This window comes from Nonomuraea roseoviolacea subsp. carminata (genome assembly GCF_024172185.1).
In the GTDB taxonomy this organism is placed as follows: domain Bacteria; phylum Actinomycetota; class Actinomycetes; order Streptosporangiales; family Streptosporangiaceae; genus Nonomuraea; species Nonomuraea roseoviolacea.
This window is the reverse complement of sequence record NZ_JAMZEC010000001.1, coordinates 1182030-1207842: the sequence shown is the minus strand read 5'-3', so window position 1 is coordinate 1207842 and position 25813 is coordinate 1182030. Positions and strand designations below refer to the sequence as shown.

Annotated in this window: 24 protein-coding genes; 17 read left to right on the top strand and 7 right to left on the bottom strand. The window is 72.7% G+C overall.

Going from position 1 to position 25813, the window contains the following annotated elements:
• Nucleotides 1-66: 66 nt before the first annotated feature.
• A complete protein-coding gene (locus HD595_RS05485) occupies nt 67-1287 on the bottom strand; it encodes a hypothetical protein (protein WP_253766206.1) in 1221 nt (406 codons plus the stop codon).
• Entirely contained in the window at nt 1284-2351 is a 1068-nt protein-coding gene (locus HD595_RS05480; protein WP_253766204.1) for an LLM class flavin-dependent oxidoreductase, read from the bottom strand. Before HD595_RS05480 ends, HD595_RS05485 begins: the two co-directional genes overlap by 4 nt.
• Before the next feature lie 95 nt (nt 2352-2446).
• Between HD595_RS05480 and HD595_RS05475 the strand changes: the two genes are divergently transcribed.
• On the top strand, nt 2447-2899 hold the full coding sequence (locus HD595_RS05475; protein ID WP_253766202.1) for a hypothetical protein: 453 nt from the start codon (nt 2447-2449) through the stop codon (nt 2897-2899).
• A 38-nt stretch (nt 2900-2937) separates the two neighbouring features.
• On the opposite strand, the gene HD595_RS05470 is transcribed toward HD595_RS05475, so the two are convergent.
• The gene (locus tag HD595_RS05470) at nt 2938-3900 is read right to left on the bottom strand and encodes an acyl-CoA dehydrogenase family protein (protein ID WP_253766200.1); all 963 of its coding nucleotides are present in this window, start codon (nt 3898-3900) and stop codon (nt 2938-2940) included.
• A 130-nt stretch (nt 3901-4030) separates the two neighbouring features.
• Between HD595_RS05470 and HD595_RS05465 the strand changes: the two genes are divergently transcribed.
• Both HD595_RS05465 and HD595_RS05460 read left to right on the top strand, forming a co-directional pair.
• Nucleotides 4031-4705, top strand: coding sequence for a hypothetical protein (locus HD595_RS05465; protein ID WP_253766198.1), 675 nt, complete (start codon nt 4031-4033; stop codon nt 4703-4705).
• A gap of 91 nt (nt 4706-4796) precedes the next feature.
• Entirely contained in the window at nt 4797-6542 is a 1746-nt protein-coding gene (locus HD595_RS05460) for a proline--tRNA ligase (RefSeq protein WP_253766196.1), read from the top strand.
• Nucleotides 6543-7179: 637 nt separating this feature from the next.
• Here HD595_RS05460 and HD595_RS05455 read toward each other — a convergent pair.
• Both HD595_RS05455 and HD595_RS05450 read right to left on the bottom strand, forming a co-directional pair.
• Nucleotides 7180-7659 carry a ferritin-like domain-containing protein gene (locus HD595_RS05455; RefSeq protein WP_253766194.1) on the bottom strand — a complete coding sequence of 160 codons (480 nt, stop codon included), beginning with the start codon at nt 7657-7659 and terminating at the stop codon, nt 7180-7182.
• Nucleotides 7660-7795: 136 nt separating this feature from the next.
• Nucleotides 7796-8323 carry a hypothetical protein gene (locus tag HD595_RS05450; RefSeq protein WP_253766192.1) on the bottom strand — a complete coding sequence of 176 codons (528 nt, stop codon included), beginning with the start codon at nt 8321-8323 and terminating at the stop codon, nt 7796-7798.
• 551 nt (nt 8324-8874) lie between these two features.
• On the opposite strand from HD595_RS05450, the gene rimP reads away from it, so the two are divergent.
• The 8 genes from rimP to truB all read left to right on the top strand — a co-directional run bounded on the left by rimP (nt 8875) and on the right by truB (nt 16957).
• The gene (gene rimP, locus HD595_RS05445; protein WP_253766189.1) at nt 8875-9393 is read left to right on the top strand and encodes a ribosome maturation factor RimP; all 519 of its coding nucleotides are present in this window, start codon (nt 8875-8877) and stop codon (nt 9391-9393) included.
• A 12-nt stretch (nt 9394-9405) separates the two neighbouring features.
• Nucleotides 9406-10410, top strand: coding sequence for a transcription termination factor NusA (gene nusA / locus HD595_RS05440; RefSeq protein ID WP_253766187.1), 1005 nt, complete (start codon nt 9406-9408; stop codon nt 10408-10410).
• Nucleotides 10394-10708 (top strand): YlxR family protein, encoded by a 315-nt coding sequence (locus HD595_RS05435; RefSeq protein ID WP_175599882.1) that lies wholly within the window; start codon nt 10394-10396, stop codon nt 10706-10708. The genes nusA and HD595_RS05435 overlap by 17 nt, the downstream gene beginning before the upstream one ends.
• 113 nt (nt 10709-10821) lie before the next feature.
• Nucleotides 10822-13917, top strand: a complete 3096-nt coding sequence (gene infB, locus HD595_RS05430) for a translation initiation factor IF-2 (protein ID WP_253766185.1) — start codon at nt 10822-10824, stop codon at nt 13915-13917.
• Nucleotides 13918-14035: 118 nt separating this feature from the next.
• Nucleotides 14036-14332: a DUF503 domain-containing protein gene (locus HD595_RS05425; RefSeq protein WP_175594401.1), complete on the top strand. Its 297-nt coding sequence runs from the start codon at nt 14036-14038 to the stop codon at nt 14330-14332.
• Between the two features lie 40 nt (nt 14333-14372).
• A complete protein-coding gene (gene rbfA, locus HD595_RS05420; RefSeq protein WP_253766183.1) occupies nt 14373-14828 on the top strand; it encodes a 30S ribosome-binding factor RbfA in 456 nt (151 codons plus the stop codon).
• Nucleotides 14829-15106: 278 nt separating this feature from the next.
• Nucleotides 15107-16084 carry a DHH family phosphoesterase gene (locus tag HD595_RS05415; RefSeq protein WP_253766181.1) on the top strand — a complete coding sequence of 326 codons (978 nt, stop codon included), beginning with the start codon at nt 15107-15109 and terminating at the stop codon, nt 16082-16084.
• Entirely contained in the window at nt 16085-16957 is an 873-nt protein-coding gene (gene truB, locus HD595_RS05410; RefSeq protein ID WP_253766179.1) for a tRNA pseudouridine(55) synthase TruB, read from the top strand.
• Nucleotides 16958-16987: 30 nt separating this feature from the next.
• On the opposite strand, the gene HD595_RS05405 is transcribed toward truB, so the two are convergent.
• A complete protein-coding gene (locus HD595_RS05405) occupies nt 16988-18013 on the bottom strand; it encodes a TRM11 family SAM-dependent methyltransferase (RefSeq protein WP_253766177.1) in 1026 nt (341 codons plus the stop codon).
• Between the two features lie 139 nt (nt 18014-18152).
• Between HD595_RS05405 and HD595_RS05400 the strand changes: the two genes are divergently transcribed.
• From HD595_RS05400 to HD595_RS05375, 6 genes are all read left to right on the top strand, one after another.
• Entirely contained in the window at nt 18153-19046 is an 894-nt protein-coding gene (locus HD595_RS05400; RefSeq protein WP_420540688.1) for a bifunctional riboflavin kinase/FAD synthetase, read from the top strand.
• A 190-nt stretch (nt 19047-19236) separates the two neighbouring features.
• Nucleotides 19237-19506: a 30S ribosomal protein S15 gene (gene rpsO, locus HD595_RS05395; RefSeq protein WP_175594314.1), complete on the top strand. Its 270-nt coding sequence runs from the start codon at nt 19237-19239 to the stop codon at nt 19504-19506.
• Nucleotides 19507-19790: 284 nt separating this feature from the next.
• The gene (locus tag HD595_RS05390) at nt 19791-22127 is read left to right on the top strand and encodes a polyribonucleotide nucleotidyltransferase (protein ID WP_253766172.1); all 2337 of its coding nucleotides are present in this window, start codon (nt 19791-19793) and stop codon (nt 22125-22127) included.
• Complete coding sequence (locus HD595_RS05385) at nt 22124-23437, top strand: M16 family metallopeptidase (RefSeq protein WP_253766170.1); 1314 nt, start codon at nt 22124-22126, stop codon at nt 23435-23437. The genes HD595_RS05390 and HD595_RS05385 overlap by 4 nt, the downstream gene beginning before the upstream one ends.
• Before the next feature lie 57 nt (nt 23438-23494).
• Nucleotides 23495-24232, top strand: coding sequence for a 4-hydroxy-tetrahydrodipicolinate reductase (gene dapB / locus HD595_RS05380; RefSeq protein WP_253766168.1), 738 nt, complete (start codon nt 23495-23497; stop codon nt 24230-24232).
• 163 nt (nt 24233-24395) lie between these two features.
• Entirely contained in the window at nt 24396-24890 is a 495-nt protein-coding gene (locus HD595_RS05375) for a GNAT family N-acetyltransferase (RefSeq protein WP_253766166.1), read from the top strand.
• Nucleotides 24891-24936: 46 nt separating this feature from the next.
• On the opposite strand, the gene HD595_RS05370 is transcribed toward HD595_RS05375, so the two are convergent.
• Complete coding sequence (locus tag HD595_RS05370; protein ID WP_253766164.1) at nt 24937-25812, bottom strand: 1,4-dihydroxy-2-naphthoate polyprenyltransferase; 876 nt, start codon at nt 25810-25812, stop codon at nt 24937-24939.
• Nucleotide 25813: the final 1 nt, after the last annotated feature.

Sequence of the window (25813 nt, the reverse complement as noted above, 5' to 3'; positions counted from 1 at the left end):
ACCGGTTCCACGGCTCTCGCGCCTCCAGGAGGGGTCGGGTCACGAGCTGCTGGGGTGCTGCGGAGGTCAGGTCACCAGGGCCCGGTCCCGGCCGAGGTGGTGACCGCGCAGGTCGCTCACCATGCCGGGGGCGGACGTCTCGGCGACCTCCGGCGCGATCTCCACCTTGAGCGCGATCGGCGTCAGGGCCCGCAGCGACTCCTGGAGGCGGGAGCGCCACATCGGGTTGCCCACGAGGCTCGGCCGGTTGAACGTCACGGTCAGCGTCGCCGCGTCGAGCGTGCCCTGCCTGCTGACGCCGAGCTCCCAGCGCGCCACCCCGTCGATCTTGGCGAGGGTCCGGCCGATGCGCGGCAGCGACAGCCACACCCCGCGTACCAGCACGTGGTCGCCCACGGTGTGCGCCGGCGCGGGGATCGCGCCAGGCGGGGAGGAGGCGGCGCCGTCCGGGCGTCCCGGGGAGCCGTCCGCCGGGCCGCGTACCACCTGCCCGGTGCGCAGCGCGGCGTCGCCGAGCGTGGAGTGGCCGACCGGAGTGATCACCAGCTCGGCGGTGCCGGCGGTGTATGGCGACAGCTCGTCCTTGCCGAGCGCGGCGAGCCGCAGCAGGCCCTCGGCGAGCGGGGTGAGCTGGGCCTCCTCCGAGGCCCGCCAGGCCAGCGCCCCGCCGCTGAACGGGCTGGAGTACACCTCGTGGACCTCGGCGTCGAACTCGCCCGCGAGGTGACCGAGGGTCCGCTTCGAGGCGATCTCGCCGGTGAGCACGATGTGGCGCAGCCCGAGGTCGAGCGGGTCGAGCAGGAACTCCAGGTGCAGCCGGGACAGGAAGTCCATGGCGCCCGTGGGGGTGGCGACCAGCGTGGTGGCGCCGAGCGCCGACAGGGCGTGGTGCAGGCGCATCCGGCCGCGCGGCCCCACCGAGGCCGCCGCGGCGGCCACCCGGGAGGCCGCCGCGGCCCAGAGCGCGCCCGCCGGCTCGGCCAGCGCGACCACGACCCGGTCGCGCCCGCCCACCCCGGCCGCGCGCAGCGCGGCGGCGGTCCGCTCCTCCTCCGCGGCGCGGTCGGCGAGGGCGAGCGGGTACACGGCGGAGACGTCGGGGGAGACGTGGAGCAGCCCGCCCGCGGAGGCCGCCGCAGCGCCGAGGTCGTCGCGCGTCAGCCACCGGTACGGCCCCGCGCTCGGCTCCTGGGCCGCGCCGGGGTCCTGGACGGCACCCGGATCCTGTGCCGCGCCCGAGTCCTGGACCGCGCCGGGGTGCCGGGCCGCGCCCGAGCCGGCCGTCATGACGCCACCTCGGCCATGAAGCGCCGCATGGACGCGCACACGTGCTCGTGGGCGAGACCGCCGACCTGGCACTGGAGGATGAGGTCCGTGGCGCCCGCCTCCGCGATGCGGGCCAGCGCCTTGCGCGACCCCTCCACGTCGTCCACCACGACCATCAGGTGCTCCCGCAACGTCGCCATCGCCTCCTCAGGCGGCATCCCGGCGGCGAGCTGGCCGAGCACCCGGTGGGTGGCGTGCCGGGCGTCGTAGTAGTCGGGCGGGGTGACCAGGTTGACCTGGCGGCGGATGTACCACAGCACGGCGTCGGCGGCCGTGGCGGCGGCCTCGTCCCGGGTGGGGCCGACGAACCAGGGGATCATCAGGGCCACCCGCCGCGTCGCCGGGTCGAAGCCCGCCTCCTCCAGCGCCTCGCGGTAGCGGGCGATGTCGGTGGCCACGTCGTCGATGCCCTTGAGCATGGTCATGCCGAGCAGGTTGTAGCCGTGCCGGGCCGCGGCGAGGTAGCCCTCCAGCGACGTGGAGGCCACCCAGACCGGCGGGTGCGGCACCTGCGCGGGACGCGGGTAGACGGCCACGTCGGGGATCTCGAAGAACTCGTTGGAGCGGCTGACCGGCTCGCCGTCGGCCTGCCAGATGGCCAGCGTCGCCTCCAGGCAGTCCTCCCAGATCTGCCGCGACTTCTCGAACGGCCGCTGGAACGCCTGGTACTCCAGAGGGGAGGCGCCGCGGCCGGTGCCGAACTCCACCCGGCCGCCGCTGAGCACGTCCAGCGTGGCGACCCGCTCGGCCGTGCGGATCGGCGACTGGAACGGCAGCAGCACGACGCCGAGCCCGAGGTGGATGCGCTCGGTGCGCTGCGAGGCGGCGGCGAGCACGAGATCGGGGGCCGAGGAGTGGGAGAAGCCGCGGGTGAAGTGGTGCTCCACGAACCACGCGGTGTCGAATCCCAGCCGGTCGCCCAGGACGACCTGCTCGATCACGTTCTGGAACGCCTTCTGCTCGACCTCGCGGGTGCGCCCGCGGACCTCCAGTTCATACCCCAGGCTGATCCGTAGGGACGTCATCGCGCCTCCGGCGAAAGTAGTAAACCAAGCGCTCGCTTGGTAGAGACTATCAGCGGTAAACCCTTGCGGGAAGGGCGCCGTCGCGATCAAAGTGGATGCTCGTGAGGCGAAAGCACGCGCTGCGGCGGGCGAAGGACGAGGACGACCCCACCTCCGCCGGGGCGCGCCGCTACGAAGCCCTGGGCCGGGTCATGGCGGCCCTGGCGACGGAGGCCGACTTCATCGAGTCCTGCCGCGACCTCACCTGGTGGCGCGGCTCCGACGAGAGCTGGCACCTCGAATGGCGCGACGGGCCGTTCGCGTCCGAGGCCGCCGCCCTGCTCGCCGAGCGGCTGGCCGCGCCGGGCGCCGTCACCGCCGCCGGTCCCGGCGGCGCGGCGTCGGCCGTGCTCGACGTCATGGGGGTGCGGTTCGAGCTGCACGCCATCGACCCCATGGGCGCCGACCGCGTACGCGCCAGGCCCGGCTTCTGGCGGCTGGCCGAGGCGCTCGACACCACGCGCCGCACCAACGCCCGCCACCCCTGGGAAGAGCTCCTCGGTGGCTGAGCGGCCCGCCGCCCCCGGCGGGAGTCCCTTGGGCGGCCCTACCCGAGCACGCGGGCGGCCAGGCGCGCGCGGTGCGCCTGCGGAGGGCCGAAGAGCTGCGCGTCCGAGGTGGCCCGCTTGAAGTAGCGGTGCGCCGGATGCTCCCACGTGACGCCGATGCCGCCGTGGATCTGGATGTTCTCGCCGGCGGCCGTCAGGTACGCCTCCGAGCAGTACGAGCCGGCGATCGCGGCCGCCTCCTCCAGATCCGCCTCCCCGGCTCCGGCCGCGCCCAGGGCCGCCGACCGGGCCGACTCCACCAGCAGCAGCAGGTCGGCCAGCTTGTGCTTGACGGCCTGGAAGGAGCCGATCGGCCGGCCGAACTGGTGGCGCGACCTGGCGTGGTCCGTGGCCATCTCCAGGCAGCGCGCCGCCCCGCCCGTCTGCTCGGCGGCCAGGGCCGCGACGCCGAGGTCGCGCACCCGGGTCCAGCCCGAGCCGTCGCCGGCCGGCCGTACCGGAACGCGTTCGAAGGTCAGCTCCTCCAGAGGCCGGCTCTCGTCCACGGTGCGGTGCGGCGCGCGCCGCATCGGCTCCGCCTCCATGAGCAGCCCGGCCGCGTACACGAGCACCAGCTCGCCCGCCGGCGCGTACGGCACGACGCCCGACAGCAGCCCGTCCTCCAGGACCAGTTCGCCGTCGCCGGGCAGCGCCACGGTCGCGCTGCGCCCGCCACCCGCCAGGACGGGCAGCAGCCGGGCCATCGCCGCCGCGTCGCCGCCCGCCTTGACCGCCTCGACGGCGAGCACCGCGGTCTGCAGGAACGGGTGCGGCGACAGCGCCCTCCCCAGTTCCTCGGCCACGGCCGCGACCTCGGCCGGCCCGCACCCGGCCCCGCCGTACTCCTCGGGGACGGCGAGCCCCGCGACGCCCAGCTCCCCGGCGAACATCCCCCAGGAGGCGCCGGGCCGGTCGGCCAGGTAGGAGCGGACCACGTCGCGGAGCTCGTCGGTGACCGTCACGCCCGCGAGACTACCAAGCGATTGCTTGATATGGCCGTGGTTGGGAAGCTTTGCGGTTTTTGTACATCCGCATCACCGGAATGTGGTCGTCCATCCCGAAGGTCCCGGGGAGGTATGAGCGGGGATGGACATGAAGAAACCGACGATCGAGTACGCGGACTTCGCCGACTACGACCGGCGCCAGCGCGGCATCGAGCGGCACGTGCTGGCGGCCTTCATCGGGGGACTGGCCGTCGGCCTCGTCGGCATGTTCGTGTCCGGGAGCGGGCCCGCCTGGTGCGTGCGCCTCTACGACCCCTACGCCTACCTCGCCCTGGCCATCGCGCTGGGCGTGACCGCGCAGGGGTTCGGCTGGGCGGCGCTGAGCACGTTCCTCGCCGCCGTGTCCATGCTGGTCGCGGCCATGGGGGCGAGCGCGGTCCACGGCCGCGACTTCACCTTCGACGTCGTCGGCGGCAGCCTGGCCGGGCTCAACTGGATCCTGTTCATGCTGGTCGGCCTCGGCCTGCTCGGCTATGTCGCGCGCAGACGGGACCACTGGGGCGACCTCGCGGCGGGCGCCATCGGCGCGGCGCTGCTCGCCGACGTGATAGACCGCTCCACGCCCGGCTTCATCGCCACCGAGCGGGCGTTCTGGCCCGTCACCGCCATCGTGGTGGGCGGCCTGACCATCGCTCTGGTGCTCGGGCTGCGCCGGACCCTCGCCGGGCGGCTGCGCGCCCTCGCGGTCTCAGCGGCGCTCGCGGGCCTGGTCGCCGTCCTCCTGACGGACACGCTGTGGGGCGGCCTCTGGATCGGCCCCTGAAAGCGCCGACGAGCGCGAATAAGCTGAGCGGCCCCCTCTCCCGAGTCGATAGCCTGTAATCCTCCACATCCGGCCCGAGCAAGGAGTAGCCGTGTCGCTGCGCATGTCGTCGTTGTTTCTTCGCACCCTGCGGGACGACCCGGCAGACGCGGAAGTGCCGAGCCACAAGCTCCTCGTCCGCGCCGGTTACGTCCGCCGCGTGGCGCCCGGCATCTACTCGTGGCTGCCCCTCGGCAAGATGGTCCTGGAGAACGTCACCCGGATCGTCCGCGAGGAGATGAACCGGATGGGCGGCCAGGAGGTGCTGTTCCCCGCGCTGCTGCCCCGCGAGTACTACGAGTCCACCGGCCGCTGGACCGAGTACGGCGACCTGCTGTTCCGGCTGCAGGACCGCAAGGGCTCCGACTACCTCCTGGGTCCCACCCACGAGGAGCTCTTCACCGACATGGTCAAGGGCGAGTACAGCTCCTACAAGGACTACCCGGTCACGCTGTACCAGATCCAGACCAAGTACCGCGACGAGGCCCGTCCCCGCGCCGGCATCCTGCGCGGCCGCGAGTTCCTCATGAAGGACTCCTACTCCTTCGACCTCGACGACGACGGTCTCAAGCACTCCTACGAGCAGCACCGCGAGACCTACATCCGGACCTTCGACCGGCTCGGCATCACCTACAAGATCGTGTTCGCCACGTCGGGCGCGATGGGCGGCTCGGCCTCCGAGGAGTTCCTGGCCCCCACCCCCACGGGCGAGGACACCTTCGTCGCCTGCCACTCCTGCGGCTACGCCGCCAACGCCGAGGCCGTCACCACCCCGGCGCCCGCCGCCCGCCCGATCGAGGACAACGAGCCGCTGCGGGTCCTCGACACCCCCGACACCCCGACCATCGAGAGCCTCGTCTCGTACGTCAACGAGCACCACGGCCTGTCCGTCACCGCCGCCGACACCCTCAAGAACGTCGTCGTCAAGGTGACCACGCCCGGCTCCGACAAGGTCGAGACCCTCGTCATCGGCGTGCCCGGCGACCGCGAGGTCGACTTCAAGCGACTGGAGGCGGCGCTCGCCCCCGGCGAGCCCGCGATCTTCGAGGCCGAGGACTTCGCCAGGCACCCCGGCCTCGTCCGCGGCTACATCGGCCCGCAGGTCCTGCGCGGCCTCGGCATCCGCTACCTCGTCGACCCGCGCGTCGTCACCGGCAGCGCCTGGGTGACCGGCGCCAACGAGCCCGGCCGGCACGCCGCCCACGTCGTGGCGGGCCGCGACTTCGTGCCCGACGGCACCATCGAGGCCGCCGAGGTGCGCGCCGGCGACGCCTGCCCCCGGTGCGGCTCCGCGCTTTCCATCGACCGCGGCATCGAGATCGGCCACATCTTCCAGCTCGGCCGCAAGTACGCCGACGCGGCCGGCCTCGACGCGCTCGGCCCCGACGGCAAGCCCATCCGCATCACCATGGGCTCCTACGGCATCGGCGTCTCGCGCGCGGTCGCCGTCCTGGCCGAGCAGCTCCACGACGGGCTCGGCCTGGTGTGGCCGCGCGAGGTCGCGCCCGCCGACGTGCACATCGTCGGCACGGGCAAGGAGAACCAGATCGAGGCGGCCCTGGAGCTGGCCGCCGAGCTGGAGTCCCGCGGCCTGCGCGTCCTCGTGGACGACCGGGCCGGGGTGTCGCCCGGCGTCAAGTTCAAGGACGCGGAGCTGCTGGGCATGCCGACCATCGTCGTGGTGGGCCGCGGGCTCACCCAGGGCGTGGTGGAGCTGCGCGACCGGGTCTCGGGCGAGAAGACGGAGATCCCGCTCGCGGAGGCGGCCGACCGCGTCACGGCGGCCTGCCGCGCCTGACCCGTCGCCCACCCGGCCCTCCGGGGCCGTGGTGGGTGACTTGGGTCCTCCCTTTCGGGGCGGGGGCGAGCCACCCAGTCCTTCTCTGGGCCGGGGCGAGCCACCCCCGTCCTCCTTGGGGCTGGGGGCGAGCCCCCAGCCCTCCTCGGCGCCATGTGGTCCACCGGGCCCACTCAGCGCTGCGCCGTTCCGCACTGCGCCCGCGTGGGTCGCCCGCCCCTTCCTCCGGACTCTGGCCCTCCGGGCTTTCACGGGCGCTGTGCGACCCTCCGGGCGACGGAGAGACGCCCTGGGTCTCGGCTCGCCATACGGGCCGTCACAGGCTCTCTGACGCTCGTTCAGACGAGCCTGACCACGGCGCCGGAGCCTGCCGCGGCTCCGGCGCCGTCGCGTTCTCGCCTGGACCGCTTGCGCGGACTCCAGGGCGGCGGGTGGGAACACCTGCGTGCCGGACGCGGCGGCCTGAGGAGCGGCGGCACATGGCTGAGACCCCTCAGGGGGGCGGCGACCCTACAAAGTCGCGGCTGGGGCGACCCCAAGAACGGGGGAGGCACCATGCGGTCAGGCACGAGGAGAGGCTGGGTCGGCGCGGGGTGGACACTCCACGCCGCCCGCGCCCGGGACGCGCCCTCGCGACCTAGCCGCCCGTGGGCGCGGACGGCGACGCCGGCGGGGAAGCGGGCGAGGACGCGGGGGACGCGGCGCCCGGCATGCCGGGGAAGGCCGTCCCGACGGCCGGCCGGAACGCGTACGAGCGGGCCACCGCCTCCTGCATAGCCAGCGCCGCGTACTTGCGCAGCGCCGCGTCATCGCCGGCGACCAGCTCCAGGTAGGCGGCCGTCATGCCGGCCTCGATCTGCACCGCCAGCCGCACGGCGTCGGCCGGTGTGGACGGGACGAGGGGCAGGGAATAGGACGCCTCGGCCTCGGCGGGCCGTCCGCCCCGGCCGGTGATGAAGGTGCGGAGCTGGTCGCGGCGGGCGCGGTGCGCGTCGAACGCCTGCGTGGCCTTGGAGCGCAGCGCCCCGGTGGTGCGCGCGCCGATCAGCCCGTACGCGAAGACGGCGGCGTGCTCGGCGGCCAGCGCCTTGCCGAGTCTCTCGACGTCACCGCTCACGACGACCTCCTCGTCTCACAGGCACCTCGATGAGGGCGTCGGTCAGGGACGACCGCCGGGCGCCCTCCGCGGACATCGGCAGAGTGTCCCGCACCGACCTCGGCGAGGCCGCTCAAGGAGATCTCGGCGGCGCGGCTCACAGGGACCTCGGCAGGGCCAGGGCGTGGGCGGCCTCGCAGGCGCCGATGCTGGCGACGAGCTGCGCCATCGAAGGCGCGATCCCCGACAGCCGGCGGGCGCGCTGGGCGGCCGCCTTGCGTTCCACCTCGCGCAGCGACGACAGCGACACCTTGGCCGCCCCCGCCGTGGGAGCGCCCGGGGACGAAGCCGCGGGGGAGGAGGCGCCTGGTGACGGAGTGCCCGAGGACTGGGTGGCGCCGGGCGCGGGGGAGGCCGCGGCGGGGAAGCGGCGGCGCAGCTCCGTCAGGTGCGCCTGGTGCCGGTCGCGGAACGGCGCCAGTTCACCGGCCCCCTTGCCGATCAGCACGCCGTACAGGCCGATGACGCGTTCCTTGTCGGCGATCAGCTCCCGCGCGAGCACCAGCTCCGGCGGCTCGGCCGGCGGCTGCTCCGGCCCGGCGCCGTCCTCGCCGCTGCACCCCGTGAGCGCCACCACGGCCGCTCCGCCTGCCAGCGCGGCTCGCCGGGAGAGGGAAGGGCCCACGGGAAGGAACCTCCAGGACGCGGACGTACGCGGCCCCATGGGCCACGGCTGGACGTGAGGAGCCCGCCGGGCGGGACGGGACCTGGCCGGTCCTCCGCGCCGCGGACGGGACGCGAGTAGCCCTCCGGACTACGGACGCACGTAGCATCGTACGGGCTCGCGCCCCTGCCCGCCGTCAAGCGAGGCCCACAGTCCGTCGTCGCCGTGTCGCCGTGTCGCCGCGTCGCTCCCGTCCCCACACCCCCGCGCCCGCCATGTCCCCGCTCCGCCGCGTCCCCGCACCCAAGCGCCGCCGCACCGTCGCGTCCCCTCGCCCCGCGTCGCCGCGACAACGGAACGCTCCGGACGCGCCTTCCGGGGACCCCGTGACGGGCCCGCAGCCCCCGCCCCGTACGCTCGCCCATGCTCAGGGTGCGTCCGCGCCGACTGGCGCTCTTTGGACGTCCTCCTACAGATAGGGTGTCAACTGTCGTCGCTGGCTGAGCGGCCAGACGGCGCAGGGCCGCAGGCGAGGTCCGCCCGGCTGAGACATGACAATAGGGGAGGTCGATATGGGCAGCGCGTCACCCCGCGACCACCTGATGAAGCTCCTTGAGCCCGTCGTCAGCGCGGAGGGCCTCGACCTGGAGGACGTCACGGTCACACAGGCGGGCAGGCGCCGCCTGCTGCGCGTGATCGTCGACCGCGACGGAGGGGTGAGCCTCGACGACGTCGCCGACGTGAGCCAGGCCGTCTCCGCGGCGCTCGACGACACCGACGTGATGGGCCAGGCGGCCTACACGCTGGAGGTCTCCTCGCCGGGCGTCGACCGCCCGCTGACCGAGCCGCGTCACTGGCGGCGTGCCGCCAAGCGGCTGGTGAAGGCGGATTTGCGTGACGGGACCGTGGTGGAGGGCAGGGTGCGCTCCGCCGACGACGGCGGCGTGGACCTCGTGGTCGACGGCACGGTCCGCCGGCTCGACTATCAGGACCTGGCCCGCGGACGGGTGCAGGTGGAGTTCCGCCGGTTCGACGACGACGACGCGGACGACGCGTACGCGGACGTCGACGATGACGGCGACGAGGGCTAAGGGGGGAGCCTCGTGGACATCGACATGAGCGTCCTGCGCAGCCTGGAGAGGGAGAAGGACATCTCCTTCGACCTGGTCGTCAAGGCCATCGAGGACGCGCTGCTGATCGCCTACTTCCGCACGGAGGGCGCGGCGCCCAAGGCGCGCGCCGAGCTCGACCGCACGAGCGGGCACGTCACGATCTGGGCGGCCGAGCTGGACGAGGACGGCGAGGTCGTCCGGGAGTTCGACGACACTCCGGGCAACTTCAGCCGGATCGCGGCGACGACCGCCAAGCAGGTCATCCTGCAGCAGCTGCGCGACGCCGAGGACGAGATCAACTTCGGCGAGTTCGCCAGCCGCGAGGGCGAGCTGGTCTCGGGTGTGATCCAGCAGGGCAAGGACCCGCGCGTGGTGCTGGTCGACCTCGGCAAGATCGAGGCCGTGCTGCCGCACAACGAGCAGGTGCCCGGCGAGGACTACGTGCACGGCGAGCGCATCCGCGCCTACGTGGTGCAGGTGAAGAAGGGCCACAAGGGCCCCTCGGTCACGCTGTCGCGCACGCATCCGGGCCTGGTGAAGAAGTTGTTCGCGCTGGAGGTGCCGGAGATCGCCGACGGCACCGTGGAGATCGCCGCGGTCGCCCGCGAGGCCGGGCACCGCACCAAGATCGCCGTCAGGTCGCGCAAGCCCGGCGTCAACGCCAAGGGCGCCTGCATCGGCCCCATGGGGTCGCGGGTGCGCAACGTGATGACCGAGCTGCACGGCGAGAAGATCGACATCATCGACTGGTCGGAAGATCCCGGGGAGTTCGTCGGGAATGCCCTGTCGCCCGCGCGTGTTTCTCACGTCGAGGTCCTCGATCTCGACGGGCGGGTGGCCCGGGTGACCGTGCCTGACTACCAGCTTTCGCTGGCGATCGGCAAGGAAGGGCAGAACGCCCGGCTTGCCGCGAGGCTCACGGGATGGCGGATTGACATCCGTCCTGACACCCAGGCCGAGGATGCCGCCGGTTCCGTAGATGCGTCGACACGGTAAGCTGGAATATGGTGGCCAGGCGGGTCCGCAGCGCACCTGTGTGGGTTGCAGGGTTCGCACGGCCAAGTCCGAGCTGCTCCGCTTGGTGCGGGTCGAGGATCATGTGGTCCCCGACCTGCGAGGACGGCTTCCTGGCCGGGGGGCTTCACTGCACCCGGCCATGAGTTGTCTCGAGCTCGCCGAGCGTCGCCGAGCGTTTCCGCGCGCGTTTCGCGTGCCGGGGCCGCTTGACGTCTCGCGCGTGCGAGCGCACCTGGACAGGGAGGACCACGACATGTCATGTAGGACGCCGAGTTGATGGGGCGGAGTCAGATTGCTATGAGCGCCTGATGAGCACGCGGCGATGAAGACGTCAAGGTAGCGACGGTCCGGACGGCACAGCCAGCCTCCCGGGCCGAGTAAGGGAGTGCAGTGGCGAAGGTCCGGGTATACGAGCTCGCTAAGGAGTTCGGAGTCGAGAGCAAGGTCGTCATGGCCAAGCTCCAGGAGATGGGGGAGTTCGTCCGTTCGGCGTCCTCCACCATCGAGGCGCCGGTGGTCCGGCGGCTCACCGAAGCTTTGGGCGCATCCAAGGGTGGGTCCTCCAGGGGCGGCGGTTCGTCGTCCAAGCCGCAGCCTCCCAGGGCTGCTCCCCGGCCGGCCGAGAGCCAGGCCGGCAACGGCGCCGCCGAGGCGCCGGCCCCCACGGCCCCGCGTCCGGGTCCTGGCCCCAGGCCGGGTCCGCGTCCGGGCCCCGCGGGCGGCACGCCTCGCCCGCCGGTTCCCATGCCTCACCAGCAGCAGCCGCAGCAGCCCGAGGCGGCGCGCGGCGAGACGTCCGGTGCCCCGCAGGCGCACTTCGAGGCGGGCACGAGCCCGACCCCGGGCCCGCGTCCGGGCCCCGCGGCCCGTCCCGGCCCGAAGCCGGGTCCCGCGCCGCGTCCCGGCGCCTCCGGCGGCGGTGCTCCCGGCGCCCCGCGCCCCGGCGCCCCGCGTCCCGGCGCTCCGGCCGGCTCCTCTGGTGGCGGTCCGCGTCCCGGTCCCGGTCCCAAGCCGGGCCCGCGTGGTCCCCGTCCGGGCAACAACCCGTTCTCGTCCAACGCCAGCGGCATGGGCCAGGCCCGTCCGCCGCGTCCGGGCGGCCCGCGTGACGGCGGCGGCCCCGGTCAGCGTGAGCGTCGTGACGGTCCGCCGCGTGACGGCGCGATGCCGCGTCCGCCGCAGGGCCGTGGCGAGGGCAGGCCGACTCCGGGCCCGCGTCCGGGTCCGCCCGGCGCCGCCGGTCCGCGTCCGGGCCCCGGTGCCGGTGGTCCGCGTCCCGGCGGTCCGCGTCCCAACCCGATGATGATGCCGCAGGGCCGGCCCGCCGGTCCCGGTGGCGGCGGCGCCGGTCGCCCCGGCGGCGGCCCCGGTGGCCGTCCGGGTGGCGGCGGCGGCGGCCGTCCCGGTGGCGGTGGCGGTCGTCCTGGTGGCGGCGGCGGTTTCGCCGGCCGTCCCGGTGGCGGCGGTGGCCGTCCCGGCACGACCACGGGCGGTCCCGGCGGTGGCGGCGGCGGTTTCGCCGGTCGTCCCGGTGGCGGTGGCCGCGGTCGCGGTGGCGGCACGGCCGGTGCCTTCGGTCGTCCCGGTGGCCGTCCGGCGCGTGGCCGCAAGTCCAAGCGTCAGAGGCGCCAGGAGTTCGACAACATGTCGGCGCCGTCGATCGGCGGCGTGCAGGTCGCGCGCGGCAACGGCGCGACCATCCGGCTGCCCCGCGGCGCTTCGCTGGCCGACTTCGCCGACCGCATCGGCGCCAACCCCGCCTCGCTGGTGCAGATCATGCTGCACCTCGGCGAGATGGTGACGGCGACCCAGTCGGTCAGCGAGGACACGCTGCAGATCCTCGGCACCGAGCTGGACTACAACATCCAGGTCGTCAGCCCGGAGGAGGAGGACCGCGAGCTTCTCGAGGCCTTCGACATCGAGTTCGGCGAGGACGAGGGCGACGAGGCCGACCTGGCCGCGCGTCCGCCGGTCGTGACCGTCATGGGTCACGTCGACCACGGTAAGACGAAGCTGCTCGACGCCATCCGCAAGACCAACGTGGTGGCGCGCGAGGCGGGTGGCATCACCCAGCACATCGGCGCCTACCAGGTCGCCACCGAGCACGAGGGCGAAGAGCGCAAGGTCACCTTCATCGACACCCCGGGTCACGAGGCGTTCACCGCCATGCGTGCCCGAGGCGCGAAGTCCACGGACATCGCGGTGCTGGTGGTCGCGGCCGACGACGGCGTGAAGCCGCAGACGATCGAGGCGCTCAACCACGCCCAGGCGGCCGACGTGCCGATCGTGGTCGCGGTCAACAAGGTCGACAAGGAGGGCGCCGACCCCAACAAGGTCAGGGCCCAGCTCACCGAGTACGGCCTGGTGGCCGAGGAGTACGGCGGCTCGACGCTGTTCGTCGACATCTCGGCGAAGAACGGCACGGGCATCGACAACCTCCTCGAGGCGATCCTGCTGACCGCGGACGCCGAGCTCGACCTGCGGGCCAACCCGACGATGGACGCCCAGGGCATCGCGATCGAGGCGCACCTCGACAAGGGCCGCGGCCCTGTCGCGACCGTCCTGGTCCAGCGCGGCACGCTGCGCGTCGGCGACTCGATCGTCTGTGGCGAGGCCTTCGGCCGCGTCCGGGCGATGCTCGACGACAACGGCGACGCGGTCGAGGAGGCCACGCCGTCGCGTCCGGTCCTGGTGATGGGTCTGACGGCCGTGCCGAGCGCCGGTGACAACTTCATCGTCGTCACCGACGACCGGATGGCCCGGCAGATCGCCCAGCAGCGCGCGGCGCGCAAGCGCAGCGCCGACATGGCGAAGTCGAGCCGTCGCCGCACCCTCGAGGAGCTGTTCAGCGACCTCGAGAAGGGCCGCGTCGACGAGCTCAAGCTCATCATCAAGGGTGACGTCTCCGGTTCGGTGGAGGCCCTGGAGGACGCCCTGCTCAAGATCGACGTCGGCGACGAGGTCAGGCTCCGTGTCCTGCACCGCGCCGTCGGTGCGATCACCGAGTACGACGTCAACCTGGCCGTCGCCGACGACAACGCGGTCATCATCGGCTTCAACGTCCGGCCCGAGCCCCGGGCCCGTGACCTGGCCGAGCGCGAGGGCGTCGACATCCGCTACTACTCGGTCATCTACCAGGCGATCGAGGAGATCGAGGCGGCGCTCAAGGGCATGCTCAAGCCCGAGTTCGAAGAGGTCCAGATGGGCACGGCGGAGGTCCGCGAGGTCTTCAAGGTGCCGAGGATCGGCAACGTCGCCGGTTCGCTGGTCCGCTCGGGTGTGATCGTCCGCAACAGCAAGGCCAGGATCATCCGCGACGGCGTCGTCGTGGCGGACAACCTCACCGTCTCGTCGCTGCGTCGCTTCAAGGACGACGCGACCGAGGTCCGCGAGGGCTTCGAGTGCGGTATCGGTGTCGGCTACAACGACATCAGGATCGACGACGTCATCGAGACGTTCGAGATGCGGGAGAAGCCGCGCGCGTAAGCACGCGGCCGGGCGCTCGGCGGACCATCCGCCGGGCGCCTCTCGCACGCCCGGGCCTGGTCCCCACCGCAGCAGGCCCGGCGTGCGCCTCACTCACCAGCACAAGCGGTGGCCAACGATGTATGTGGGTGCTCTTACCCTGGACATCCTGCTCGGCGACGTCCACTCGCTGAAGCAGAAGCGCTCCGTCGTGCGTCCCCTGGTCGCCGAGGTGCAACGACGCTTCCCCGCCGTGGCCGTAGCCGAGACCGGCCATCTCGACCTGCACCGGCGGGCGGAGGTCGGCATCGCGGTGGTCTCCGCCTCGGCGGGCAACTGCAAAGAGGTGATGGACGCCTGCGAGCGGCTGGTGGCGTTCCGGCCTGAGATCGAGCTGTTGTCGGCCAGGCAGCGGCTCTACAACGACGAAGACTGAACGACTGCACGACGGACGTCGTGTGTGAGGGGGAGCGAACATGGTGGACGCAGCGCGAGCGCGCAAGCTCGCCGACCGCATCCAGCAGATCGTCGCCGAGATGCTGGAGCGGCGGATCAAGGACCCGCGCCTCGGCTTCGTCACCGTGACCGACACGCGCATCACGGCCGACCTGCGCGAGGCCACGGTCTTCTACACGGTGTTCGGCTCCGACGCCGAGCGCGCCGACAGCGCCGCGGCCCTGGAGAGCGCCAAGGGCATCATCCGGTCCGAGGTCGGCCGGCAGACGGGCGTGCGCTTCACCCCGACGCTGACGTTCAAGCACGACCCGCTGCCCGACAGCGCGCGGCAGCTCGACACCCTCATCAACGCGGCCCGGGCGAAGGACGCCGAGGTGGCGCGCAGGGCCGAGGGAGCCTCCTACGCGGGTGAGGCCGACCCCTACAAGAAGGCCGACGAGGAGGAGGACGACCAGGCGGGACACCCGGCGCCGTGAGGCCCGACGCGCACACCCGCACGGAGCCTTCCGGACGCGCGGAGGCTCCGGTCCGCACGGAGCCTCCCGATCAGGGAGGGACTTCCGGCCTCGGAGGGCCTTCCGCCGCGTCGTCTCCTCCGGCAGCCGGCACCGCTTCGGGCGACGTCGTGGAAGGCGACGTCGTGGAGGGTGACGGCGTGGAGGATGACGGCGTGGCGGGTGGCCGAGCGGTGGCGGGTGACGGTGCGGCGAGTGGTGGAGACTCGCCGGACGGACATCCGCCGGCAGGAGACCCCGTGGGTGAGGGCATCCCCGAGGCGGCCTGGCGACGCGCGGTCGAGCTGATCGCCCGCGCGGACGAGGTCGCGCTGGCCTGCCACGTCTCGCCCGACGGCGACGCGCTCGGCTCGATGCTGGCCACCGCCTTCGTGCTGCGCTCGCTCGGCAAGCGGGTCGTCGCCTCGTTCGGCGACCGCACGTTCCAGGTGCCGCGCCTGCTCGGGTTCCTGCCGGGGCAGGAGATGCTGAGCCCGCCCGAGGACTACCCGGCCGCCCCCGAGCTGATGATCACCTTCGACTCGGCGTCGGCGAGCCGGCTCGGCCTGCTCGGCGCGAACGCCGCCGCCGCCCGCGAGCTCATCGTGGTCGACCACCACCCCTCCTGCCAGGGGTTCGGCACGCTCGGCCTCATCGCCCCCAGGGCCGCGGCCACGGCCATGATCGCCGAGCAGCTCATCTACCGCCTCGGCGGCGCCCTGGACCGTGACATCGCCACCTGCCTGTACGCGGGGCTGGTGACCGACACCGGCTCCTTCCGCCACTCCTCGACCTCGCCGGCCGCCCACGAGATGGCCGCCCGCCTGGTGGCCACCGGGCTGCGTACCGACGAGATCGCCCGCGAGCTGTGGGACCGGTCACCGTTCGGCTATCTCAAGGTGCTCGCCGCCGCCCTCGACCGGGTGACGCTGGAGGACGGCCTGGTCTGGACGTACGTGACCCGCGTGGACCGGGCGGCGTACGGCCTGCCGTACAGCGAGCTGGAAGGCGTCATCGACATCGTGCGCCGCGCCGACGAGGCGGAGGTCGCGGTCGTCTGCAAGGAGGACGACGAGGGCGCCTGGCAGGTGTCCACCCGCTCGAAGGGCGCCGTCGACGTCGGGGCGGTGTGCACGGCGATGGGCGGCGGCGGCCACCACAACGCCGCCGGCTTCACCTCGCACGACGGTGTCGAGGAGACCATGGCGAGGTTCCGCGAACTGCTGAGGAAGGTCTGAATGGCCGACAGTGGCCTGATCATCGTCGACAAGCCCGCCGACTGGACGTCGCACGACGTCGTCGCCCGCATGCGCCGCCTGGCGGGCACGCGCCGGGTCGGCCACGCGGGCACGCTCGACCCCATGGCGACGGGCGTGCTGGTGGTGGGCGTGGAGAAGGCCACCCGCCTGCTCGGCCATCTGGCGCTGACCGAGAAGGTCTACACGGCGACCATGCGGCTCGGCGTCTCGACCAACACCGACGACGCCGAGGGCGAGGTGACCGCCACGGCCTCGGCCGCCGGGGTCGCCCCGGCCGAGGTCCACAAGGGCGTCGCCGCGCTCACCGGCGAGATCATGCAGATCCCGCCGCAGGTCAGCGCGATCAAGGTGGACGGGCGGCGCGCCTACAAGCGGGCCCGCGCCGGCGAGGAGGTGGAGCTGGCCGCCCGCCCGGTCACCGTGTACGGCTTCGAGGTGCTCGACATCCGCGTCCACGACGACGTGGTGGACGTGGACGCCGTCGTCACCTGCTCCAGCGGCACCTACATCCGGGCCCTGGCCCGTGACCTGGGGGCCGGGCTGGGCGTCGGCGGCCACCTGACGCGGCTGCGCCGCACCCGGGTGGGCCCGTACGACCTGTCGATGGCGCGCACCCTGGACGAGCTGGCGGAGGAGTGCGTCGTGCTGCCCATCGGCGAGGCGGTGGCGGCGGCCTTCCCCCGGCGCGACGTGACGGCCGAGCAGGCCACCCTGGTGCGGCACGGCGGGCGGCTGCCCGCGGCCGGGCTCGGCGCGGGGCCGATCGGCGTGTTCGGCCCGGACGGCGAGCTGCTGGCGCTGGTGGAGGAGCAGGGCCGCACGGCCCGCCCGCTGGCGGTCTTCGCGTCCTAGGGAAGCCCCTGGGGGCTTCGGCAGGCCGTGTCAGGGCTTGCGGGCCACCACGAGGTCGCGCACGATGGCCTGGTCGACCCAGTGCTCGAAGTCGGGCAGGCCGGCCACCTCCAGCCCCGCCGAGGCGAGGATCGCGGCCAGCTCGTCCCGGCCGCCGCCGTAGGTGTTCCACGAGACGCCCAGCGCCCCGCCGGGGCGCAGCAGCTCCGCCCACACCGGCACCGCCTTGGCGATCAGCTCCAGCGGGCTGCGCGACAGCCCCTTGCCGGCCCGGCCGCCGTGGCTGCCGTGCTGCACGCCGTACGGGGCGTCGGTGACGATCACGTCGAACGAGCGGGGCTTGAAGAACTCCCGCCCGCGCAGGGTGTCGGCGTTGACCACGGAGAGACGCTGCGTCTCGCCCGCCTTGTACGCCTCCTTCGACAGCGCGAACTCGACGTTGAGCCGCCGCCCGACCAGCGCCCGCTCGCGGCGCACCGGCACGGTCTCGGCCGTGTGCTTGAGCCGCTTGTTGCGCAGCCACGTCTTGATGAAGCCGGTGTACGCCTCGACGTCCTTGCCGTCCACGTCGATCCCGTAGGCGTCGTAGCCGTACATGAGCGCCTGGTTGAGCGTCGTGCCGCGCCCGCACATCGGGTCGAAGACCGCCAGCTTGCCGCCGAGCGGGAAGTCGGAGGCCAGCACGGTCACGTTGAGCAGCAGCTTGGTGAAGTGCTCGTTGGTCTTGCCCGCGTACTTGAGGATCGTGACGAGGTCGCTGCTCAGCCGGTCGAGCGGCCGCATGTCCAGCGGGCGCAGCAGCTCGCCCTCGACGGCGAACAGGGCGTAGACGGAGGAGAGGTTGGACAGCAGGGCGACGTCGTCGCCCTCCAGCGGCCGGGGCGTCTCGAACGTCACGTAGGGCAGGCCGCCGATGCGCGTCTCGCCGATGTCGGTCACCGCGCCCTCCATCGCCCGTTCGCTGAAGACGGCCAGCTCGGCCCGGGTCAGCCGGACGGAGCTCTCGCCGTAGACGCGGTTGTGGGAGGGCAGGATCAGGAACGCGTATCGAGCCATGGTGCGACCGATGCTACCCCCCTCGACCGGCTCCCGATCGCCCCCTCGATTGGAGCGGAGGCCGGGCCGCATGGCAGGCTTGGGGAGGAGTGATCCGCCACGAGCGAATGGGGCCGGTGTGCAGGGTTCGGAGAGGTCCGTGGTCGCGATCGGCGTCTTCGACGGGGTCCACCTCGGCCACCAGCGGGTGGTCGAGCGCGCCGTCGCCGCCGCCCGCGAGCGGGGTGTCCGCTGTGTGGCCGTCACGTTCGAGCCGCACCCGGACGACGTCGTCGTGCCCGGCTCGCGGACGCCCCGGCTGAGCACGCCGCGGCGCCGGGCGGAGCTGCTGACCGCGCTGGGCGTGGACGAGGTGTGCGTGCTGGACTTCACGCTGGAGCTGTCGCGCACGAGCGCCGCCGACTTCGCCGAGTCCGTGCTGGCCGACCGGCTGCGCGCGGCGACGGTCGTGGTGGGCGAGGACTTCACGTTCGGTCACCGGGCGGCCGGCGACACCGAGGCGCTGCGCGCGCTGGGCGACAAGCACGACTTCACGGTCGAGACCGTTCCGCTGCTCGCCGGGGTCTCCAGCGCCGGGATCCGCGAGCGGCTGGCGGCCGGCGACGTCGAGGGCGCCGGCGCGGCGCTGGGCCGCCCGCACCGGGTCGAGGGCGTGGTGGTGCGCGGCTACCAGCGCGGGCGCCAGCTCGGCTTCCCCACGGCCAATGTCGAAACCCCGGCGCACACCGCCATCCCGGCCGACGGGGTGTACGCGGGGTGGCTGGAGTGCGTGCCCGTCGCCAACCTGCCGGTCGTCTACGCGGGCGAGCGCTGGCCCGCCGCCATCTCGGTCGGCACCAACCCGACGTTCGAGGGCGTGCCGCGCACCGTCGAGGCGTACGCGCTCGACCGCGACGACCTGGAGCTGTACGGCGTGCACGTCGCGGTGGAGTTCGTGGCCCGGCTGCGCGGCAACACCCGCTTCGACTCGATCGAGGCGCTGGTCGAGCAGATCAACGACGACGTCGCCGAGACCCGCCGCCTGACCTCCTGACCGCCCGGCCACGCACGGGGAGTGACGGTGGGCACGCGAGGACGCCACGCTTGGTGGTACTCTTGCATGTCGGCTCTGTGACGGCGCCGCAGCGCGCTGCCCTGAAGGCCTTCGCTGCGGCGACTGTAGGCACGCACGGTTGCTCGCTTTCCTGTACGCCAGGCGTGCCCGTAGATTCGATAGGAGAGCCGTGTCCCTCGACACCGCTGCCAAGAAGACCATCATCACCGAGTACGCGACGGCCGAGGGCGACACCGGTTCGCCCGAGGTGCAGATCGCGCTGCTCAGCAAGCGCATCAGCGAGCTGACCGAGCACCTGAAGACGCACAAGCACGACCACCACAGCCGTCGTGGTCTGCTGCTGCTCGTCGGTCGCCGGCGCCGCCTGCTGAAGTACCTGCAGAAGGTCGACATCGCGCGTTACCGGTCGCTCATCGAGCGGCTCGGCCTGCGGCGATAACATGAGGAGGGAGCGGCGTCCGCGTCGCTCCCTTCGCATATGCCGTGCGAAGCCGGTGTGTCGCCGCTCCCGCGGCGGGCATCTGGCATACAACTGAAGATCCGAGACACTACAGCCCCCGCGTCCGCTCAGCACCATGCGACCCGCGACGCCTGCGGGCCGGTCCTCGGTAGTGGCTTCCGGTAACCAAGACCGGGCGCTTCGATCGAAGACCGGCGCTGCACCTAACGAGGGTGCCGGTGAGAAAAGAAGGGCGCGGGTGACCGACCAAAAGGAGGTCCCCCGTGGAGGGTGTCCACACCGCCGAAGCCGTCATCGACAACGGCACGTTCGGCTCGCGCACGATCCGGTTCGAGACCGGGCGTCTCGCGCGTCAGGCGGCGGGTTCGGCCGTCGCGTATCTCGACAACGACACGATGGTGTTGTCCGCGACCACCGCGTCCAGGCAGCCCAAGGAGAACCTCGACTTCTTCCCGCTCACCGTGGACGTCGAGGAGCGCATGTACGCCGCGGGCCGCATCCCCGGCTCGTTCTTCCGGCGTGAGGGCCGTCCCTCCGAGGACGCCATCCTCACCTGCCGCCTGATCGACCGGCCGCTGCGCCCGTCGTTCGTCAAGGGCCTGCGCAACGAGGTCCAGGTCGTCGCCACCGTCATGGCGCTCAACCCCGACCACCTGTACGACGTGGTCGCCATCAACGCCGCGTCGCTGTCCACGCAGCTGGCCGGCCTGCCGTTCTCCGGCCCGATCGGCGGCGTGCGCGTCGCGCTGATCGACGGCCAGTGGGTGGCCTTCCCCACCCACACCGAGCTGGAGCGGGCCACGTTCGACATGGTCGTGGCCGGCCGGGTGCTGGCCGACGGCGACGTCGCCATCATGATGGTCGAGGCCGAGTCCACCAAGGACACGCTGAAGCTGGTCGCCGACGGCGCCGTCGCCCCGACCGAGGAGACGGTCGCGCAGGGTCTTGAGGCCGCCAAGCCGTTCATCAAGGTGCTGTGCGAGGCGCAGGCGCGCATCGCGCAGGTCGCCGCGAAGGAGACCGCCGAGTACGCCGTCTTCCTCGAGTACCAGGAGGACGTCTACGCCGCGGTCGAGAACGCGGTGAAGACCGAGCTGGCCGCCGCGCTGACCATCGCCGGCAAGCAGGAGCGCGAGACCGAGCTGGAGAAGGTCAAGGCGCTGGCCGGCGAGAAGCTGCTGCCCGAGTTCGAGGGGCGTGAGAAGGAGGTCAGCGCCGCCTTCCGCTCGGTGATGAAGAAGCTCATGCGTGAGCGGGTCATCAACGAGGGCGTCCGCATCGACGGCCGCGGCACCAAGGACATCCGCGCCCTGTCGGCCGAGGTCCACGTGGTGCCCCGGGTGCACGGCTCGGCGCTGTTCGAGCGCGGCGAGACCCAGATCCTGGGCATCACGACGCTCAACATGCTGCGCATGGAGCAGGTCATCGACACGCTCAACCCCGAGCGGACCAAGCGCTACATGCACAACTACAACTTCCCGCCCTACTCCACCGGTGAGACCGGCCGGGTGGGCTCGCCCAAGCGGCGCGAGATCGGCCACGGCGCGCTGGCCGAGCGGGCGCTGATCCCGGTCCTGCCCTCGCGCGAGGAGTTCCCGTACGCGATCCGGCAGGTGTCCGAGGCGCTCGGCTCCAACGGCTCCACCTCGATGGGCTCGGTCTGCGCCTCCACGATGGCGCTGCTGGACGCGGGTGTGCCGCTGAAGGAGATGGTCGCGGGCATCGCGATGGGCCTGATCGGCGAGGGCGACACCTACGTGACGCTGACCGACATCCTCGGCGCCGAGGACGCCATGGGCGACATGGACTTCAAGGTCGCCGGCACCAAGGACGTCATCACCGCGCTCCAGCTCGACACCAAGCTCGACGGCATCCCGGCCTCGGTGCTGGCCGCCGCGCTGAAGCAGGCCAAGGGCGCGCGCCTGGCGATCCTCGAGGTGATGCAGGAGGCGATCGACTCCCCGGCGGAGATGAACCCGACCGCGCCGCGCATCATCACCATCAAGGTCCCGGTCGACAAGATCGGCGAGGTCATCGGCCCGAAGGGCAAGATGATCAACCAGATCCAGGACGACACGGGCGCCGAGATCACCATCGAGGACGACGGCACGATCTACATCGGCGCCACCGACGGCCCGTCCGCCGAGGCGGCCCGTTCGGCGATCAACGCCATCGCCAACCCGCACATGCCCGAGGTGGGCGAGCGCTACCTGGGCACGGTCGTCAAGATCGCCGCGTTCGGCGCGTTCGTCTCGCTCATGCCGGGCAAGGACGGTCTGCTGCACGTCTCGCAGATCCGCAAGCTGCACGGCGGCAAGCGCATCGAGAACGTCGAGGACGTCATGAGCGTCGGCGAGAAGATCCAGGTGGAGATCGCCGAGATCGACCAGCGCGGCAAGCTCTCCCTGGTGCCCGTCGAGGTCATCGAGAAGGAGGCCGCGGAGAAGGAGGCCAAGGGCGACGGCCAGCACGCTCACGGCGAGCAGGCCCCGTCCGACGAGGCTCCGGCCGCCGACGACAAGCCCCGTGAGGAGCGGCCCCGCCGCACCCGCACGCGGGTGCGCGCCCCTCGCAACGACGCCGACGACCGCAACTCGTGACCCTCACCACCACGCTGCACCCCGGCCGCGAAGGGGCCGGGGTGGTCAGGCGGACCGTGCTCCCCGGCGGACTGCGCGTGGTGACCGAGACCATGCCGACCGTGCGCAGCGTCGCGGTCGGCATGTGGGTCGGCATCGGTTCCCGGGACGAGGCCCCCGAGCACATGGGGGCCACCCACTTCCTCGAACACCTGCTGTTCAAGGGCACCCCCACGCGTGACGCGATGGAGATCTCGGCCTCCATCGAGGGCATCGGCGGTGAGATCAACGCCTTCACCGCCAAGGAGTACACCTGCTACTACGCGCGGGTGCTCGACGAGGACCTGGCGGTCGCGGTCGACGTGCTCGCCGACGTGGTGACCAGCTCGCTGATCACCGATGACGACGTGGAGTCCGAGCGGGGCGTGATCCTGGAGGAGATCGCCATGCACGACGACGACCCGTCCGACGTCGTGCACGAGCAGTTCGCGGCGGCCCTGTACGGCGACTCGCCGATCGGGCGGCCCATCCTCGGCACGGTCGAGTCGATCGACGCGCTCGGCCGTGAGGGCATCGCCGAGTACTACCGCCGCTACTACGAGCCGCGCCGCACGGTCGTCTCGGTCGCCGGCAACGTCCGGCACGAGGAGGTCGTGGAGCTGGTCGCGCGGGCGTACGAGCGGGCCGGCGCCCTCGGCGGGCCCCTCGACTGCGATCCGCCGCGCACGAGCGGCCCGGGCGCGGCGACCCACTCCGCGGTCACCGTGCTCGACCGCCCGACCGAGCAGGCCAACTTGGTGCTCGGCACCACCGGCATGGCCCGCACCGACGACCGGCGCTTCGCGCTCGGCGTGCTCAACGCCGCGCTCGGCGGCGGCATGTCGTCCCGGCTCTTCCAGGAGATCCGGGAGAAGCGCGGCCTGGCCTACTCCGCCTACAGTTACACCTCGGCCTACGCCGACACCGGGCAGTTCGGCATCTACGTCGGCTGCCTCCCGTCCAAGATCGACGATGTGCTGAAGATCTGCCGGGACGAGGTGGCCCGCGTGGTCTCCGAGGGGCTGAGCGCCGACGAGATCATGCGCGGCAAGGGCCAGATGCGCGGCGGGCTGGTCCTCGGCCTGGAGGACACCGGCTCGCGCATGTCGCGGATCGGCAAGAACGAGCTGGTCTACGACGAGCTGCTGTCGGTGGACGAGGTGCTGGCGCGCATCGACGCGGTCACCCCGGACGAGATCGCCGAGGTGTCCGCCGACGTCCTGACCCGGCCGCTCACGCTCGCCGTGATCGGCCCGTACGGCGACAAGGACTTCTCCTTCGCCATCGCGTGACGTCCCCGCGCGGGTCCTCCTGCGGCCCGCGCGGACCGGACGTATAGGGTTGACCGTGTGATCAAGGTAGGTGTGCTCGGCGCCCGCGGTCGTGTCGGCGTCGAGGTGTGCAAGGCGGTCGAGGCTGCTCCCGACATGGAGCTGGCGGCCGCGCTCGACAAGAACGACCCCGTCGAGGGCCTGACGGGCGCCGAGGTGGTGGTCGACTTCACCCATCCCGACGTCGTCATGGGCAACCTGGAGTGGGCGATCGCGCACGGGATCCACCCGGTGGTCGGCACCACCGGCTTCGACGCCGCGCGGCTCGACACCGTGCGCGGCTGGCTGGCGGCCTCGCCGGGCACCAACGCCCTGATCGCGCCCAACTTCGGCATCGCCGCCGTGCTGATGATGCACTTCGCGCAGCAGGCGGCCCGCCACTTCGAGTCGGTCGAGATCGTCGAGCTGCACCACCCGAACAAGGCCGACGCCCCCTCCGGCACCGCCCGCCGTACCGCGGAGCTGGTGTCCGAGGCGCGGGCCAAGGCCGGGCTGGGCGCCATGCCCGACGCCACCAGCACCGAGCTCGACGGCGCGCGCGGCGCCGACGTGGGCGGCGTCCACGTCCACGCCGTACGGCTGGCGGGGCTCATCGCGCACCAGGAGGTGCTGCTCGGCGGCGACGGCGAGATCCTCACGATCCGGCACGACACGATGAGCCGCTCCGCGTTCACCCCGGGCGTGCTGCTCGGCGTGCGGCGGGTGCGGGAGCTGCCCGGCCTGACCGTGGGCCTGGAGCCGCTGCTCGACCTCTGAGGGTCTGAGGAGCGTTCCTCAGACACGGCGTGCCCACCGCCTGCGAACAGGCAGGCGGGTGGGCACGGGGTGCGGAAGGGGTCTCGGCGCCGCACCGCCGAGCCACACGCTCTGAACCCTAATACAGAGGCGCCGTCCGGCCCGAACATGAGACCGTGTCGCCATGGTGCGATGGGCCGAAGCCGGGGACCTGCCCGGTCTGGTGGCGGTGGAGCTGGCCGCCGACGCGATGTTCGAGCGGGTGGGGATCACGTTCCCGCCGGGGACCACGCAGATCGAGGAGGTCGGCGACCCTTCCTCGGTGCTGGTCGAGGGCGACCCGCCGCACGGCTTCGCGCTCATGGGCCAGGTGGACGGCAACCTGCACCTGGAGCAGCTCGCCGTACACCCCTCGCGCATGCGGCGCGGCATCGGCGGGCGGCTGGTGGCGGCGGTGCGCGACCACGCGCTGGCCTGCGGCGTGCCGGCGGTGACGCTGACGACGTTCCGCGACGTGCCGTGGAACGCCCCCTGGTACGAACGCCACGGCTTCGCCGTGCTGCCCGAGGGGGAGTGGGGGCCCGAGCTGCGGGCGCTGGTGGAGCACGAGCGCGAGCTGGGCATCGAGGTGGCGCCCCGCGTCGTCATGAGCGCACCCGTCGTCGTGGCGCGAGCGTGATCCAGGCGGACGACCCAGGGACACGCGCGCCCCAGCCCCGGGCCTCCTAGAGGCTGACGGCCAGGCCGATCGAGAGCAGCAGGCCGTACGCCATCTGCAGCTTGCCCGTCTGCTGGAGCACGCCGATCAGCGCCGGACCCACGGCCCCGTGCAGCACCGTCTTGACCGGCATGACCGCCAGCGGCGCGGCCAGCACCGCGAGCGGCGCCAGCCAGGCGAGGGGGAACATCGCCACCGCCACCACGAACGGCGCGATCAGGCACGCCGCGTACAGGGTGCGGGTGCGCTCGGCGCCCAGCACCACCGCGAGCGTGCGCTTGCCGACCGGCCCGTCGGTGTGGACGTCGCGCAGGTTGTTGACCACGAGCATCGAGCACGACAGCAGGCCGACCGGGATCGAGGCGATCAGCGCCGGCCACGAGAGCTGCTCGGTCTGCACGTACGCCGTGCCCATCACCGGCACCAGGCCGAAGAACACGAACACGGCCGCCTCGCCCAGCGCCTTGTAGCCGTACGGGCTCTTGCCGCCCGTGTAGAACCACGCGGCGGCGATGCAGGCGGCGCCCACGAGCAGGATCCACCACGCCCGGGTCGCGATCACCAGGATCAGCCCGAGCACCGCCGCCGCCGCGAAGCAGCCGAACGCGGCGGCGAGAACCTGCGGCGGCGTCGCGGCCCGCGAGCCGACGAGCCGCATCGGGCCCACCCGCTCGTCGTCCGTGCCGCGCACGCCGTCGCTGTAGTCGTTGGCGTAGTTGACGCCGATCTGCAGCAGCAGCGCCACGAGGAGCGCGACGACCGCACGCCACCAGATCGGATGACCTTCGCCGATCGCCACGCCGGTGCCGACCACGACGGGCACGACGGCGTTGGGGAGGGTGCGGGGACGCGCTCCGGCGATCCACTGGCCGGGGGTTGCCATA